Genomic DNA, 14,794 nt, shown 5'->3' with positions numbered 1-14,794 from the left:
CGGGGGAATACGGTCATGCCGCTCCTCCGTCTCCTGCTCGGGATCATTGTTCTCGGGCCCATCGGCGGTCTTCCGGCCATCGCGTCGGATCACATCGACGGGCCGCGATCCATGGGCGATCCGGCGGCAGACCTGAATGATCTGTACGCTTTTCAGAGCCCGGAGCGAACCGACCACACGGTGCTCATCGCCAACGTGTTCCCGTTCGCGGGCGACTCCGCGTTCTTCTCCGACGCCGTGAACTACATCATCGCGATGCGCCGCGTCCATGTCGCCGGATCGGGGAACGAAGCCCGCTTTCAGGCCGCCAAGGAGGAGCTGAAGTTCACCTGCAAGTTCGAACCGCTCGAAGCCTCAACGAGCGGCGGCAAGCCGCGCCAAAGGGGGGCGTGCACGTTGCCTGGCGGGAGGACCTTGCCGCTGGTCGTCGGCGACGCGCGAGGCGCTGCCACGCCCGATGGCGCCTTCCGTATCTTCGCCGGGCTGCGGTCGGACCCCTTCTTTTCCGGCTGGGGGCACCCGCCCCGCAACGCGATACCGAAGGCCATCCCCAACGCCCTCCAGGACAACAACGTCCTGAGCATCGTCATCGAGCTCGACACGACCAAGGTGCTCGAGCCGCGCAAGGGATCGCTGTTCGGGGTCATCGCAGAGACAACGCCCGGCGCCGCAGGGGGGGGCTTCACGAGCGACGTCCCGCGGATCGACCGGATCGGACGGCCCGAGGTGACCAACCTCCGCATGTTCGTCGATGGCGAGATCGACCTGCGGGACCTGTGGAATCAGGAGGATCCGTTCGCGGTCGACCCGAAGCGCCTGCCGCTCTACAGAGATCGCCTGCTCCTCTCACTCGATCTCTGGGACAGGCGGGACGGCAAGGTCGATTGGACAGAGGCCGGGCGCAGGGCCCTGGTGAACGTGCTCCTGGACGATTTTCTCCTGATTGATGTGACCAAGCCGACCACTGACGACAGCCATCGAGAGATCGAGCACAGCACGCTCGAGGGGAAGAAGTACGCCACGGGCGGGGGCAGGACCCTCGACGCCAATGTCATGAACATCTTCATCTCGTACGAGGTCAACCGTGGCAGAGGGCCTATGCTCCGCGGCGGGGCCAAGGGCGCCACGCAGCCGGGGGGCAAGACGTTCCCCTACGTGCAGCCCCCCAACGTGACGCCGATCGAGATCACCCGCGCAGTCAACCTCGCCGCCGGCAGCAAGGAAGTCTGGAAGGTGATCGGGCGCTTCGACGGGCTGATGGACTGGCACCCGATGGTCGTGCGGTTGGAGACGGTCGGGAGAGGGGTCGGCCAGCTGCGGAAGAGCTTCATGACGGACGGATCTGAAGTCGTCGAACGGCTAGAGGAGCTCGACGACGCCCGGCGGCTCATGCGGTACACGATGGTGAGCGGGTTGCCAGCCTCGGATTACACGGGGGTCATCCAGGTCAGGGACAAGGGCGCGGGTTGCACGGTGGAGTGGCGGGTGAGCTATCGGCTCAAGGGCGCGGGTACCCCGTTCATAGGCGCAACGGTCAATACCATCATCTCCAAGGGCCTCGAGGGCTTGAAGACGCGTTTCGGCGTGCTTCAATAAAGCCCTTTATCGTCTCCCGAGCTGAGCGAACCAATCGGCCGGATCGACGGGGCCGTCCACATGCTGCGCCGTGGCAAATCCGAAATTGTTCGATCGCGACGAGCGCGACGCCGCTCGCTTTGTCGGAGTCGGGTAGCGCCCAAGCGCACCATCGGCATCAACAACGGTGCTTGGTAACACGGCTCAGCTCACCACGACAGCGCGGCCATCAGCGGTGTAAATCACCGCCTTTGCCGCGGCGAGCGCGGCCGCCGGCGGCGTGGGCTCGATCGACGGGCGATGAGCCGCCACCTTCTTCGACGAGCTCGTCGAGCTCGTCGAGCGCACGAACGGCCAGAAGAGCTGCTCAGCCCAGGGCTCGGCCGGTGCGTCGTCGGGCAGCCCGAAGCCCTCCTGCCGAGCGTGCGGGATCACGAGCGTGCCGTGGATCACATCGAAGCAGATGAGGGCGACGCCATAGTTCTTCATGGCATTGCCGTAGCGGCCGACGCCGTGGTGGGCGTGGTGGGTGTCGGGCAGCGAGATGACGCGCTCGATCACCCACATGAAAGGACGCGTGAAGCGGTTGCGCTGAAGCGGCAGATCCCAGCGGAGATCGGAGTGCTCCATCAACACCATCAGAGTCCTGAAGGCCAACCCAGCCGCGTAGGCACCAGGTTGGCCGAGCCAGATGACGGCCGGGCCCAACCACGCGCCCGGCACCAGCACATGCCACAGCCAGTTTTGCCGGTAACCGACGCCGATATTCATGTTGCGCGGGACGTGGTGCGGTTTGTGGATACGCCACAGCCACGGCCATTCATGGCTCTTGCGGTGGAACCAGTACACCGCGTACTCGTCGGCGAGCACGTAGATCGGGAAGGCGAGCCAGAAGCTCACGCCCGCGAGCGCCCCCTCCGAGCGCGGCCAGAGCGCCGTGAACGCCCAGATCAAGGCGGCGAAGGATGCGCCGCGTACCAGCAGGAAGTTACCGAGACTCACGAGGCTCGCGCCCAGCTCCCGCATGGTGAGCACGCCGGGGCGCCGGTACAGGCCGAACGCGATCTCCAAGGCGGCGAAGATCGCGATGAGAGCGAGGGCGATCAGAGCATTTCCGAGCATGATGCCTCTCCTTCCGCGCGTCGTGTCCGGGCTCGTGCCCCCGCCGAGGTGGCGAGGGCGATCGAGCCACGGTCCAGGAACTTGTCGCAATGCACGTGGTCCGGCGGGATCGTGCCGCGCAGCACGTCGAGCGCGCCGTCGATCATCCCGGGCGGCCCGCACAGGTAGGCCGCGCGATCGGCGTGGGCCACGGCGACCTCACGGAGGTAGTCCGTGACGTGCCCCTTCCGCCCTGTCCAGCTCGAGCCTTCGGGCTCTCGCGAGAGCACGGGCACGAAGGCGAACCGCCCTCGCCATCGCGCCTCGATCGAGGCGATGGCGTCGAGCGCGTAGAGGTCCTGCCGGGTGCGCGCGCCGACGACCAGCGTCACGTCGCGAGCGAGCCCGTCCGAGATCCCTTGCTCGAGGATCGCGCTGATCGGCGAGAGGCCAGTGCCTCCTGCCACACACAGGAGCGACCGCCCGGCCTCGTGGTAGCGGAAGCCGCCGTGTGGCCCCGAGAAGCCGAGTCGCGAGCCCGTGCGATCGGCGGCGAAGAGCCAGTCGGTGAAGGCGCCGCCCGGGACGTGGCGGATATGAAAGAGCGCCCTTCGCGGCGAGGCCCGAGCCGGTGCCTGGGCGAACGAGTAGCAGCGCGGCTCGCCAAGCCCCGGGACGCCGGGCGCTGTGAGCTGCGCATACTGCCCGGCCACGTAGCGGATCTCCGCAGCGAGGCCGACCTCGATCGCGAGGATGCCGGGCGCGAGCGGCGTCACGCGCGTGATGCTCGCGTCCGTCTGCACCGGCTGCACCGGCGCAGGCCCCGCCGAGCGCTCGCGGCCGATGCCCGGGACCTCGACCTCCACGTCCTCCGACTCGGCCAGGCTCTGGCAGGCGAGGACGAAGCCGGCAGAGAGCTCCTCGGGCGTGACGTGGCGAGAGATATCCTTTTTGAGACGGACATGCCCCTTGGTGAGCCGGCACTTGCAAGTGCCGCACTCGCCCACGTTGCACATCCGGGGGAACGGGATATTCGCGCGCGCGGCTGCGCTGAGCAGCGTCTCTCCGGGCTCGATGGTCGCCGCGCGCTCGCTGCCCAGGACATGAAGCGTCCCGCCTCGACCGCCTTTCCGGCGGACAGATGAAAATCCGAACATGATGTGTTCTCTTTCTGTGGATGGCCACCCAGGTCCGCGGCACCTGGCCGCGCGCTCGGGTCGCTCTTCGCTGGGCCGCCCCTTGCTGGTGCAGCCCTGAGCGCACGGATTTCATGGGCGGCGACCCACGAAAATCCCAATCAAGAAACGGTATGAGTCAGATGGCCAGCGCGAATATTCCGCTGAATCCGGGGTCGCGCGCCTCCTCCTGAATCAGTCCGCCCGCCGAGGACAGGTCAGACGCGGCTGCAGAGATCGATGAGCGATCGCCGGAGCCACTGATGGGCCGGGTCGGCCTCCTGACATACGTGCCACATCATGAACAGCGGGATCGGGTGGATGGGCAGGGGACAGCTCACCACCCGGACGGGGAAGTGCTGCTCGAACAGCCGTGCCAGGGGGAGCGGCAGCGTGCAGACGAGGTTCGACTGCGAGACGATGAACGGCATCGATAGATAATGGGGGACCTGCACCTGCACGCGCCGCGATAGCCCCACGACGGCCTGGGTATGCTCTGCCAGGTCGGTCTGGCCCTCGCGCGGCTCGAGGATGACGTGCTCGAGCGCCATGTACTCGTCGACGGTCAAAGAGGGCCCCACGGTCGGATGATCCTGGCGCACCAGCGGGACGAGCTCGATGTCGAGCACGCGCTCTCGCCGGAACCCCTCGCCCGGGATGACGACATGATCCAGGACGAGCTCGACCTTGCCGAGCCGCATTTCATTCTGCAGCAAGGCCCCAGGCTCGCGGCAGATCTCGATCCGGACGCGAGCGCCGAGCTGCTCGAGCCACTGCAGAAGCCGGGGCAAGAGAACGGCCTCTCCGAGGTCGCCGATCCCCAGCTTGAAGGTGTGGCTCGCCGTGTAGTCGAAGGCGTCAGGCTGAGCGAGCGAGGCCTGGATCAGGTCGAGCGCCCTCCGGATCGGGCCGGCGAGCGAGAGGGCGCGCGGCGTCGGAGCCATCTCCTTGCCGCAACGCACGAAGAGATCGTCGTCGAGCAGGAGCCGCAGCCGGGCCAGCGCGCTGCTCACGGCGGGCTGGGTCATGCCGAGGCGCTCGGCTGCGCGCGTCACGTTGCGCTCGAGGAGCATGACGTCGAGCACGGTCAGCAGATTCAGGTCCACGGCGCGCAGGCGAGGAAGCGGCGGTGCGCTCATGCGGAGAGGGTAGCGCAGCCCCGCCACGTGCCGCGCTCGGCCCGCGGAGGCGAGCGCGGCCTGAACGGATGATGCGTGGTGTGGGCGTCCTCGCCCCGCCTGCCGTTCCAGCATGTATAATGTAACTTGGCGCTGCTCCGATGAAAAATCGCATCCGCGATGCCATCGTCGTCGTCCGACATCCACGCGACACGCGTGGTGGAAGGGAGAGAGACGATGCGGATATTGCTGACGGGAGTGGGGACGCGCGGTGACGTGCAACCTGTCGTTGCCTTGGCCGCCGAGATGCGGCGTCGGGGGCACGACGTGAGGCTGTGCGTTCCGCCGAACTTCATCGACTGGGTGCGCGGCTTGGGCTTCACGGCGGCCCCGATCGGAATCGCGATGCGTCAACCGAGCGGGGCCGCCGCCGCGCAGGCCTCCCTGCCGACGCCGGAGCAGATCCGCGCGCTGGTCGAGCACCTCGTGAGAGACCAGTTCGACGCGACAGCGTCGGCCGCCGAGGGATGCGACGTGATCGTGGCCGGCGGAGAGCACCAGTACGCCGCACGGTCGATCGCGGAACGGCTGGGCATCCCGTCCGTGGTCGCCGTGTACGCGTCGGTGGCCCTGCCGTCGCCGGATCATGCGCCCAGCGGGGAGCCCGGGGGTGACCCGGAGTCCAACCTCCGGCGCTGGCAGGACGAATCGCGGAGCTGGAACGAGCGCATTCTCGAGCGGCTCAACGACAATCGGAAGCGACGGGGCCTGGGTCCGCTGAGCGATGCCCGCAGTCACATCCTGGGCGAGGCTCCGTGGCTCGCGGCGGATCCGGTCCTTGGGCCGCTGCCGGCGACTCCCGGCCTGAAGCCCACGCAGACGGGAGCCTGGCTCCTTCCCGATCCGACGCCGCTCGTACCCGAGCTGGAAGCGTTCCTCGCCGCCGGCGAGGCGCCTGTCTACGTCGGCTTCGGCAGCATGCCTGCGGACCAGCAGACTGGCCGCATCGTCATCGAGGCCGCGCGGGCTGCGGGGCGCCGCCTCGTCCTGTCGCAGGGGTGGGCCGAGCTCGGTCTTGTCGACGACGGCCCCGACTGCATTGTGATCGGCGACGTCAACCACCAGGCGCTGTTCCCGAGGGTCGCCGCGGTTGTGCACCACGGCGGCGCGGGCACGACCACGACCGCGGCGCGCGCGGGCGTCCCGCAGGTGATCGTCCCGATGTTCGCCGATCAGCCCTATTGGGCCTCGCGCGTCCGGGCGCTCGGGATCGGGACGTCCGTGGCTCGTGGAGCGCTGAGCGCGGAGTCCCTCCTGGCCGCGCTGGGGGGCGCCCTCGATCAGGGGGTCGTTGCTCGCGCGGCCGCGCTCGCCGGCGCCGTGGCGGTGGACGGCACGGCGGTCGCCGCCGACCTCATCGAGCGGGCCTCCGCGTAACCTCGGGGGGTCGCCGCGGGCCACGCAGCCGAAGTGAGCTGGCCGGGGGCCTGCGTGACGACCCGCCGGTTGGAGGAGGCGCACGGGCACCGTTGGCTCCTGGAGGAGCCCGCGTGGCACACTCGGCAGGACCATGAACGAGCCGGCGCGCAAGATCCTCGGGACGTACACGGAGTATCTCGATCAGGAGCGGGCGAGCCCGACGAAGCACGAGTTCCTGAACGGCGAGATCTTCGCGATGGCCGGCGGCACGCCGGAGCATGCGCGCCTGTGCATGAGCGTCGGCGCCGAGCTACGTGCGCACCTCCGCGGGCGGCCCTGCGCGGTCTACTCCTCCGACCTGCGCGTCCGGGTGCAGGCGACCGGGCTCTCGACGTACCCTGACGTCAGCGTTGTTTGCGGCAAGCTCGAGCGCGATCCTGTCGACAAGGACGCCGCGCTGAACCCGATCGTCCTGGTCGAGGTCCTCTCCGACAGCTCGGAGGCCTGCGATCGGGGGCAGAAGTTCGCGCACTACCGGCGGATCCCCTCGCTCCGGGAGTACGTGCTCGTCTCGCAGCACGAACCGCGCATCGAGGTGTTCCACCGCAACGAGGATGACTCGTGGACGCTCCGGGAGGCCCGCGCAGCAGAGGGCGCGCATCTGGAGACGATCGGATGCACCCTGTCGGTCGACGAGGTGTACCGAGATCCGCTCGCCGAGGTCGCGACAAAGGAGGAGCCCACCCTCGCCTAGGGGGGCCTCGAGGCACAGATCGTCCCCGCCGTGCTCGCCAGCGCGGCGGCCAGCTACTTCGCCCAGAGCACCGAGAGGTCGAGCTCATGTGCGTAACCTGCCCGGGGGCGCGCGGCTGGACAAGGCGGTGAGGAGCAGGCCGGGGCGGCGCGCCGGGGCCGGGCCGCTCATCGGCGCGCGGCGCGGTGTTCATCGGCAACGTGGAGCCGGGGGCGCGCGGCGCGGCGTGCGGAACAAGGCGGAGATCCAGCTTCCCTCACACGCCGGGTGGCGCGCCGGCGGAAGGCACCCGGACGCCTCCACCACCACCCCGCGCCGGGTGACACTACGTGTGCCCCGCCGTTTACAGATCTGCCTGCGAAATGACACTACGTGACCACCGGTATTCTCAGCAGGCCCTGCGAAATGACACTACGTGTGTCCCGCCGTTTACAGATCTGCCTGCGAAATGACACTATGTGACCACCGACGTACCCGCTCCGGGCTCCCGGCGAGGCGTTGCACCTCGGATCCCCGGCCCGCCGCCCCATCGCGCTGTCGCGTCGAGATCCTGCGCTCCTCGGAGCACACTTCCGACGGCGATGTGGCCTCACGGCCGCGCTCGCCTGGATCTACGCTCTCGAGATGGCCAAAGCCAAGACCAACAAAGAACCCACCGGGAAGGCGCCCACGGCGGCTCCCACGGCAACAACGACCTACCACGCCTGCTACAAGCGCTACGCCCCGCTGGCCGAGGCGCTCCCCGATGGGGAGATCGAGGTCTGTCGGGCGGACGTGCGGATCGCCTTCGCCAACGTGAAGCGGGGTGTCCAGGCCGCGTGCGCGGATCCGGCGCGCATCCGGCGGGCGCTGCCGGAGCTGCCGCTCGATGACGTGCTCGCGCTGCCGGACCTCGGCCGGGCCCTGATCTTCGCCGCCACGCGCGTCACGGCGAAGCCGGCGAGCACCGGCGACATCGAGGCGAAGCTGGCGATCGTGATCGAGCTGCGCGAGCCGATGCTCACGCTCGCCGAGACGCTGGCGAAGCGGGCGCTCCTGCCGAAGGACGTGGTGGCGGAGATCCGGGCCGGCAGCGGCAAGTACGACCTGGCCAGCGACGGGATGGCGCTGGCCCACCTGTACGCGGAGCACGCGGGCGCGCTCCGCGGAAAGCACCCCTTCACGCAGGAGGAGCTCGACAAGCTGCGGGAGGCGAGCGAGTGGCTGCTCGACACCCTCACCCCCGACGGCGCCCGCCGCCCCGTCGCCAGGCAGCGCAGCGAGGCCGAGAAGATGCGCGACCGGCTCTGGACCCTCCTGGTCCGGCGTTACGCGGATCTGCGCAAGATCGCGTACTACTTCCACGGCGAGGCGTTCGACGAGGTGACCCCGAAGCTCCAGTCGCGCCTGTCGCGCTCCGCCGCCGCGGACGAGGCCGAGGAGGTCGAGGCCGAGGAGGGCGGCGGCGACGACCCGGGCGCTGACGAGACCGGCGGCGCCGTCGCGCAGCCGGCGAAGCCCGCCCTCCCGCCGTCTCCGTGAGCCGCGGCGCGTAGCCCGCCGCGCGGCGGGCTACGCGCGCGCATCGCCGCTGCCCGCGTGCAGCCACGCCGAACACAAACGGGTCCGGAGAGCCCCCCGTAATTAAGGGGATATGAGCGCACCTCTCTCGTCCCCCGCCGGCACCTCCCGCGACCGCACCTGGAACGCCCTTCATACAGCCGCAGTAGAAACGCTCCCCCGCACGTTCCGGCTCCTGGGCGTGGCCGAGGCCGACATCGACGACCTCCTCCAGGAGGTCCTCCTCGCTGCCTACCGGTCCCTGGATCGATTCGACCCCACCTGGTGCCCGCCCGCGGACGATGCCGATCCCGCGGGCCGGGACGCCTGGCGCCAGCACCGCAGCGCCGAGGCGCGGTGGGTGTTCGGTATCGCCTGGCGGAAGGTGGGCCATTACCTGGACCGCGCCCATCGCCGCCGCGAGGTGCCGAGCGGCCTGCTCCCGGCGCCGTGCGGCGAGGCCGTCGATCCCGCGCCGCTCAGCGAGCAGCGCGCCGTGGAGCGGGAGCGGCTGGGGCTCGTGATCGACGTGCTCTGGACGCTGGCCCCGGAGCGGCGGCTCCTCCTGGTCCTGCACGAGGCGTACGAGGTGCCGCTCGTCGAGATCGCGCGAGAGCTGGGCATCAACTACAACACGGCGACAAACCGGCTGCGCCTCGCCCGCGAGGACTACCGCGCTGCCATCCAGCGGCTGCGCCCGGAGCAGCGAGACGCGCTGCGCGGGTGCTGGCTCGGGTTCCCGCTGGCTTCGGCGTTTCTCGTGCACGAGGACGCCGGAGCGATCGCGCCCGCGCCGCCTGCGCCCGCGCCGCCTGCGCTCGCGCCGCCCGCTCCTGCGCCAGCGGGGCTCGCGGGCGCTCCTGCGCCAGCGGGGCTCGCGGGCGCTCCTGCGCCAGCGGGGCTCGCGGGCCCGCATACCTGGTTGGGGGAGCTGGGACGCGCGGTCGGGTGGAGCGTGGCGGGCGCTGGAGGCACCGTGGCCTTGCTGATCGTCTTCGCGCCGCCGCAACCGCTCTGGGCTGACCATTTCGGCGTGCTGGCGGTCGAGCTGCCCCGGGTGCGCCTCTCCCGCGTCGTGGAGATGGCGCCGCCGGAGAGGCCGGCGCCGCCGCCCAGCGCGCCGCCGCCCAGCGCGCCGCCGCCCAGCGCGCCGCCGCCCAGCGCGCCGCCGCCCGACGCGACCTCCCGGCGCGATGTGGCGCCGCGTCCAGCGGGGCCGGCGGCCGCGCAGGGAGACTCGTTCGCCGAGGAATACCGGGTGCTCGACGCGGCGCAGGCGATGCTCTCCGCCGGCGATTCCGCCGGGGCGCTCCGGCAGCTCGCCTTCCATGAGCAGCGGTTCCCGAGCGGCCGTCTGAGGTCCGTGCGCGAGCGGCTCCGGGAGCTCGTGCAGATGCGCCGGACCGGTCCGGCCGGCGGCGCGGCGAGGGAGGAGCCGTCGCGATGAGCCGGCCTCACGAGGAACGGGCGCAGCGCGCGCAGCGCGGGCGGCCCGCGCTCCGTGCCACGGGGCCTCTCCGCCACGCCCGGCGAGCGGCGTTTGCCGGTGCCGCCGTCCTGGGCGCCGCGTGCCCGCTCTCCGCCGGGGAAGCTCACGCCGAGCCGGGGCTGCGCCCGAGTGCGGCGCGCCTCGAGTACGTGCGCGGGCGTGGCGCCGAACGTTGCCCTGACGCGTCGTTCCTGCGCGCGCAGGTGGCGCGGGTGGCCGGCGCCGACCCGTTCCGGGACGATGCTCCGCTCCTGATCTCGGCCAGGATCGAGCGTCATGGGGCCGAGCTCGTGGCCTCGCTGGCGCTGCGCGACGGCCAGGGGGAGATCGGGTGGGCCGACGGGTTCGGCACCAGCAGGGCCTGCGAGGCGCTCGTCGCCGGCATGGGTCTCGCCATCGCGACGCGGCTCCTGAGCATGGCGGAGCGGGAGTCAGGTGAGCCTTCGCCGCGTGAGCCTGCGCAGGAAGATCCGCCGGGGCCGCCCGGGCCTCCGCCCCCTGCGGAGGCTCCGCAGGGTCCGCCGAGGCCTTTGCCGTCTGCGCAGGCTTCGCCAAGGCCTTTGCCGCCCACGCAGGCGGCGCGCGCGGCGCCGGCGCCGTCCGGCCGGGGCGCGCCGGAGCCGCGTATCGCTTCGGGAGAGGAGGCGACGGCGGATCCTCCCGAGCCGTTGCGGTTCGAGGCGGGGCTCGGGGCGACCGTCGGACTGGGGATCACGCCGGGGGTCGCGGCCGGAACGACCCTGGCCCTCGGCGTGCGCTGGTCCGACTGGTCGGTCGCCGTGGAGGGGCGGGGGCTCGTCTCGCTGGCGAAGGAGGTCGAGGGCACGTCCCTGGGGACGACGGCCTTCACGGCGACCACCGTGACCTGCCTTCGCGGCCGCCTCCTGTTCGGCTGCGGGCTTGCGACGCTCGGTGCTGTCCGGTTCGTCCCAGAAGACCCGTGGAACATGCGTGTACGCAGCAAGGCCCTGGTCGGGGTAGGGGCGCGGCTTGGCAGCGCGTGGCGGCTCTCGGACACGTGGTCCGTGCACGGCCACGCCGAGGCGATCTGGATCGTGGAAGACGTCTTGCTCAGGCGCGAGGTGGACAACGCCGTGACGCCAGCGCCGCTCTACTGGACGTCTCCGCCGCTCGGAGCAGCTCTCGGGCTGGGTGTTACGGCCAGCTACTGAACGGATCTGCGAGACGGGACCCGATGCTGCGAGGATTGGTGAGAAATATATGTGTCATTTCGGAATGGTGAACTTGCTGGCCACTGCCCGCGTCACGGGAGATGGTCGTTGTCTGCGTGGAGCGATATCGGGTAGCTTGTCGCGCATGCAGATCTACCCCTTGTTGACGGCAGGGCTTCTCCTGTTACCTGGCTGCGCCGGCGATCCGACCATCTACGGGCCTTGTCAGCCCAGTGAATACGGCTCTCCAGCATGCCCGTGGCCCGAGGAAGGTGGCGGCGGGGCCGGCGGCGAGGGTGGGGCCGGCGGTGAGGGCGGTGCAGGCGGTGAGGGTGGGACCGGCGGCGATGGCGGTGGGACCGGCGGCGGCGACGAGAGCGCCTGCGCCGGCAACTGCGTCTCGCCGGCGCCGCTCGGCTGGTTCGGCCCGGCGCTCCTCTGGTACGGCCCGCCGGACCAGGCGCCGGACTGCCCCGCCGCCGCGCCGAACGTCGGCTACCAAGGGTTCGCCGACCTGGCGCCGGCGCCGCTCGCCTGCGCGGCCTGCCTGTGCGACCCACCGGCGTCGGCCTCGTGTGAGCTCCCGCTGGGCTGGTCGGCGCATACGGCGGCGGTGTGTCCCGCGGACATCCCCGGCAGCGTCGAGACCGCCTTCGCGGCGCCCGACGGCTGGGACGGCGCCTGCACCGCCGCGAACGCGATCCCCGCGGGCCAGGACTGCGGCGGGCAGCCGTGCGTGCAGTCGCTCTCGGTCGAGGCGCCGACCGTGCTGGTGACTGCCGCCTGCACGCCCCGGGTGGACGAGCCGCCGCCGCCGGCACGCCTCGATCCGTGGCAGACCCGGGCGCTCGCCTGCCTGCCCGGCGCCTACACGGAGTGCCCGGACGACCGGAGCACCTGCATGCCGTCGCCCGGGCAGCCCGGGGTCCCGCCGCCCGGCGGCTTCCTGACGTGCATCTTCCACGAGGGCGACGTCACCTGCAGGGAGCCGTATCTCGACAGGCACGTCTTCTTCGGCGGCGTCGACGACGCCCGCGGCTGCTCCGAGTGCGGCTGCGGGGAGCCGGAGGGCGCGTCGTGCACGATCATGGCCTCGGTCTTCAGCGACGGCGCGTGCACGGAGACGCTCGTGTCAGCCGTCGTGAGCTCGACGACGCCGTTCTGCGGGGTCACGCCGCCCGGCGTCGCCCTCGGCAGCAAGTCGGCGGAGGTCGTCGCCGTCGATCCCGGCTCCTGCACGCCGAGCGGCGGTGAGCCGGTCGGGGAGATCCTGCCGGCCGAGCCGTCGACGTTCTGCTGTCTGGCGTAACACTCGGCTCAACTCGGTTGAGCGCCGTCCTTGGCCGGCCGCTCGCTCGACCCGAGCGCGCCGTCGGGGACAGGCCACACGATGTGCGAGGTCCAGCGCGGCGGGGGCATCGCTCGACGTGCTCACTCCTGGTCCAGGGGCGCGCGGTCGAGCTCCCCGTCGGCTCGCACGTGCTCGGCCGCACGCTCGCAGCACCACGCCGCGGACTCGCCGGACTCGCATGCGGCGCGGGTCGCGCGCGCGCTCGCGCCGAGCCTCGTGAGGCCCTGGCGTAGACGGAGGAGCCCCTCTCGCCTCTCCGACGAGACGGCTCCGCTCGCAAGCAGCGCGTCCGCCTTCTGTTCGTCGGACGAGAGCCGCACGAGCACCCCATCGAGCCGCGACGTCGCCTCCCGCATGGCCTGGAGCTCCCCCGCCGGCGCCTCCGCGGTCCGCATGTCCTCGATCCCCGCGTTCTCATAGGTCGATGTGACGTACCGAAGCACGGCCGGACCCGTGAGGTCACCCGGGTCGTATCCGTCGATGCCGGCCATCTGGGCGCGGAACCCGAGCGCGTCGGTGCTGGCATAGTCGAGCAAGCGCCCGAGCAGATCGGCGCAAGCCTCGACTCGATCCCCTGTGCAGGTGCTCCTGTCCTGCAAGAGCCGCTGGAGGCGGTCCTGGTGGCCCCCTTCCTGGAAGGCGCTGACCTCGATCATGACGTCCTTCGCCGCCTCCTGGAGCTCCTTCACGCTCTCCTTGCTCTTCCTCACGAGTCCAAACAGCGCAGACACCGACAGCTTCTTCTTCAACCTCTCGTGCACGGAGCGGGACCGGGACGTCACGGACAACCCTATGTACAGGCGGTAGCCTACATCGATCTGTCGCACGAACTCGGTGCCGCACCGCAGGCGGCGCGCGTAGGCGTCGTTCATCGCGGTGATGTCGCGCCCGTACTGGTTCAAGGCGGCGTTCGGGCGCAGAACCAAGGAGCCGAGCTGCACCTGGTACTCGAAGACGACCGCTTCGCGCTGGGTATCTCGCGCTATACGCGCGAAGTACTCGACAGACCGACTCACGCCGATGATCCCGACATCCACGCCGCCGCTGCCGTATCGATCGACGTTGTGCAACATGGTCTCGATGTCGCTCGCGTGATAGCTCGTCACCCAGGCGACGTTGCCGCCCAGCCGTGCCTGCTCGCCCGTGACGCAGACGTCCCGCATGCGCTGCGCCGCTGGATCGTAACCTGCGCCGAGCGCCACCTGGCCGATGTCTCCGGCGAGGACGACGCTCGCCGCGCCGGTGGTCGGGGACGCAGCGAGGCTCAGCGCGGCGACGAGGGAGAGGCCGCGGCGCACCAGCTCACTCGTCGCCATCCTCGTACCGCGGACCCGAACCATACGCGAGGCTCCTCTCCGCCGGGCTTCCGGCGACACGCGCTCGGAGTCGCTCGAGCTCCGCCGGATCGTACTCCTTGAGGGACCGAGCCAGCTCGATGCGGTCGCCCACGAACGTCTTGCGGATCTCGATCGGCTCTCCCTCGGCCAGCGCGCCGCTCGCGATGACGTCGCCGATGGCGCTCGCCGCGTAGCGCGGCTCCCCTCCGCGCAGGAGCGCGAACCTCAGGAAGTCGACGAGCACCATCCGCCGGCGGCGCGCCAGCGCCTGCTGCTCCGCGGGATCGTGCAGGCCGAGCCCGCGCGCCGCCTCGTCGATGAGCCCGCGATCCGAGGCGAGCGCGAGCGCCTCGGCGATATCCTCGCGGGAGCGCAGCGCCTTGCGCTGAATGTCGACGAACCGCGATAACTCGGGCGTCAGACCCAGCAGCCTGGGATCATCGACCTCACCGAACCTGAGGCGCGCGCTTCGAGGCAAGCGCATCGGCGGCGCTGTGGGCCCCGCGGCCGGCCCCGCGCTCGCGACAGCGCTCCGGCGGCCTGCCGTTCCACCACGCTCGTTTGCGGCGAGAGCCCTGCGATCAGGCGCAGGCGAGGTCGCGGTCGCGCCGGGCGCGTCGCGCCGTGGCGGGTCGCGCGGCCAGGCGATCCACAAGGCGGTGCCCGCGACGACCAGCGCGCCGATCCATGCACGTCGGCGCGGCGGCGGGGCGGAGCTTGCAGCCACGCTCATCAAGGCCATCCCTTCCTTTCGTGCATAGGGG

The 14,794-nt window shown here is 70.9% G+C and carries 12 protein-coding genes; 7 read left to right on the top strand and 5 right to left on the bottom strand.

The genetic code is table 11. From position 1 onward, the window contains the following. Positions 1 to 15 precede the first annotated feature (15 nt). Positions 16 to 1,596: a DUF4331 family protein gene (locus WMF28_RS19095; protein WP_437603674.1), complete on the top strand. Its 1,581-nt coding sequence runs from the start codon at positions 16 to 18 to the stop codon at positions 1,594 to 1,596. A 183-nt stretch (positions 1,597 to 1,779) separates the two neighbouring features. Here the strand turns inward: WMF28_RS19095 and WMF28_RS19090 are convergent, their stop codons facing one another. The 3 genes from WMF28_RS19090 to WMF28_RS19080 all read right to left on the bottom strand — a co-directional run bounded on the left by WMF28_RS19090 (position 1,780) and on the right by WMF28_RS19080 (position 4,990). After that, positions 1,780 to 2,697 (bottom strand): sterol desaturase family protein, encoded by a 918-nt coding sequence (locus tag WMF28_RS19090; protein ID WP_437603673.1) that lies wholly within the window; start codon positions 2,695 to 2,697, stop codon positions 1,780 to 1,782. Then, positions 2,679 to 3,833 carry a 2Fe-2S iron-sulfur cluster-binding protein gene (locus tag WMF28_RS19085; protein ID WP_437603672.1) on the bottom strand — a complete coding sequence of 385 codons (1,155 nt, stop codon included), beginning with the start codon at positions 3,831 to 3,833 and terminating at the stop codon, positions 2,679 to 2,681. The genes WMF28_RS19090 and WMF28_RS19085 overlap by 19 nt, the downstream gene beginning before the upstream one ends. 236 nt (positions 3,834 to 4,069) lie before the next feature. After that, entirely contained in the window at positions 4,070 to 4,990 is a 921-nt protein-coding gene (locus WMF28_RS19080) for a LysR family transcriptional regulator (RefSeq protein WP_437603671.1), read from the bottom strand. 216 nt (positions 4,991 to 5,206) lie between these two features. Between WMF28_RS19080 and WMF28_RS19075 the strand changes: the two genes are divergently transcribed. The 6 genes from WMF28_RS19075 (at position 5,207) to WMF28_RS19050 (ending at position 12,651) form a co-directional block, all read left to right on the top strand. Further along, a complete protein-coding gene (locus WMF28_RS19075) occupies positions 5,207 to 6,406 on the top strand; it encodes a glycosyltransferase (RefSeq protein ID WP_437603670.1) in 1,200 nt (399 codons plus the stop codon). A 133-nt stretch (positions 6,407 to 6,539) separates the two neighbouring features. Further along, the gene (locus WMF28_RS19070) at positions 6,540 to 7,142 is read left to right on the top strand and encodes a Uma2 family endonuclease (RefSeq protein ID WP_437603669.1); all 603 of its coding nucleotides are present in this window, start codon (positions 6,540 to 6,542) and stop codon (positions 7,140 to 7,142) included. 624 nt (positions 7,143 to 7,766) lie between these two features. Further along, complete coding sequence (locus WMF28_RS19065; RefSeq protein WP_437603668.1) at positions 7,767 to 8,663, top strand: hypothetical protein; 897 nt, start codon at positions 7,767 to 7,769, stop codon at positions 8,661 to 8,663. Between the two features lie 112 nt (positions 8,664 to 8,775). Beyond that, positions 8,776 to 10,128, top strand: a complete 1,353-nt coding sequence (locus tag WMF28_RS19060; RefSeq protein ID WP_437603667.1) for an RNA polymerase sigma factor — start codon at positions 8,776 to 8,778, stop codon at positions 10,126 to 10,128. Beyond that, the gene (locus tag WMF28_RS19055; protein WP_437603666.1) at positions 10,125 to 11,342 is read left to right on the top strand and encodes a hypothetical protein; all 1,218 of its coding nucleotides are present in this window, start codon (positions 10,125 to 10,127) and stop codon (positions 11,340 to 11,342) included. The genes WMF28_RS19060 and WMF28_RS19055 overlap by 4 nt, the downstream gene beginning before the upstream one ends. 145 nt (positions 11,343 to 11,487) lie before the next feature. Beyond that, the gene (locus WMF28_RS19050; RefSeq protein WP_437603665.1) at positions 11,488 to 12,651 is read left to right on the top strand and encodes a hypothetical protein; all 1,164 of its coding nucleotides are present in this window, start codon (positions 11,488 to 11,490) and stop codon (positions 12,649 to 12,651) included. A gap of 122 nt (positions 12,652 to 12,773) precedes the next feature. Here WMF28_RS19050 and WMF28_RS19045 read toward each other — a convergent pair whose 3' ends face one another. Next, the gene (locus WMF28_RS19045) at positions 12,774 to 14,009 is read right to left on the bottom strand and encodes a hypothetical protein (RefSeq protein WP_437603664.1); all 1,236 of its coding nucleotides are present in this window, start codon (positions 14,007 to 14,009) and stop codon (positions 12,774 to 12,776) included. Beyond that, a complete protein-coding gene (locus WMF28_RS19040) occupies positions 13,996 to 14,763 on the bottom strand; it encodes a hypothetical protein (protein ID WP_437603663.1) in 768 nt (255 codons plus the stop codon). Before WMF28_RS19040 ends, WMF28_RS19045 begins: the two co-directional genes overlap by 14 nt. Positions 14,764 to 14,794: the final 31 nt, after the last annotated feature.

Source organism: Sorangium sp. So ce590 (assembly GCF_051521365.1).
Taxonomy (GTDB): Bacteria; Myxococcota_A; Polyangia; order Polyangiales; family Polyangiaceae; genus Sorangium.
Note: the sequence above shows the minus strand (reverse complement) of the source record. Positions and strands in the feature narration are given on the sequence as shown.